This is a genomic window from Paractinoplanes bogorensis, from assembly GCF_018829635.1.
Classification (GTDB): Bacteria; Actinomycetota; Actinomycetes; order Mycobacteriales; family Micromonosporaceae; genus Actinoplanes; species Actinoplanes bogorensis.
This window is the reverse complement of sequence record NZ_JAHKKG010000040.1, coordinates 1-1,126: the sequence shown is the minus strand read 5'-3', so window position 1 is coordinate 1,126 and position 1,126 is coordinate 1. Positions and strand designations below refer to the sequence as shown.

The window sequence follows — 1,126 nt, the reverse complement described above, 5'->3', positions numbered from 1 at the left end:
ACCCGAAGCCCATGGCCTAACCCGTAAGGGAGGGAGTGGTCGAAGGTGGGGCTGGCGATTGGGACGAAGTCGTAACAAGGTAGCCGTACCGGAAGGTGCGGCTGGATCACCTCCTTTCTAAGGAGCAACTAGGTCGCGAAAGCGATCCAGTAGCCCGCACCACCCGAACGCGGTGGTGGGGTGCTCATAGGCGGAGACACTGGCTAGTCATGATCGGCAACGGTTCTTCACGTGAGTACAGCCTGCGGGTGCCTTCGGGTGCCGGCGGCAAGGAAAGCAAGTGATGAATGCGGCTGGGAGTGGCGCACAAGAGAGCACCCTGTTGGGTATCTGAAAGAACAACCGCTGGCCGGCCCGGATACGGGTTGGCGCCGCGAAGCCCCTTCTGCGGGCAGCGGAGCTCCTTACGGGGAGCGGTTGGTCTTCAGCACCAGGCACGATCTTGCTTGGCATACCGGTTGAGTTTTCAATGCTGGTGTCTTGCGTGAGGGTTGTGGGTTGGTCGTTGGTTGAGAATTGCACAGTGGACGCGAGCATCTTGTTTTCTGTGGTTAAGTTGTCAAGGGCGAACGGTGGATGCCTTGGCACCAGGAGCCGATGAAGGACGTGGGAGGCCGCGATAGGCCTGGGGGAGCTGTCAACCTAGCTGTGATCCCAGGGTGTCCGAATGGGGAAACCTGGCACGAGTCATGTCGTGTCATCCGCACCTGAATACATAGGGTGTGTGAGGGGAACGCCGGGAAGTGAAACATCTCAGTACCGGTAGGAAGAGAAAACAACAGTGATTCCGTGAGTAGTGGCGAGCGAAAGCGGATCGAGCCTAAACTTTGTGCGTGTGATACCTGTCAGGGGTTACGCACGGGGGGTTGTGGGAGCTTCAGGGTGCATCTGACAGTGTGCCGAGGAGTTACAAAGTCTTGGACTAGTGGAACGGTGTGGGAAAGCCGGCCGTAGAGGGTGAGAGCCCCGTATACGAAAGTTCATGACCTCCTTGAAGATTTCCCGAGTAGCAGCGGACTCCTAGAATCTGCTGTGAATCTGCCAGGACCACCTGGTAAGGCTGAATACTTCCTGGTGACCGATAGCGGACGAGTACCGTGAGGGAATGGTGAAAAGTACCCCGGGA

Annotated in this window: 2 rRNA genes; both read left to right on the top strand. The window is 57.7% G+C overall.

Annotation, left to right across the window (positions count from 1 at the left end):
• A 16S ribosomal RNA gene (locus tag KOI35_RS46965) occupies positions 1–117 on the top strand; the annotation flags it as partial.
• A 432-nt stretch (positions 118–549) separates the two neighbouring features.
• A 23S ribosomal RNA gene (locus KOI35_RS46960) occupies positions 550–1,126 on the top strand; the annotation flags it as partial.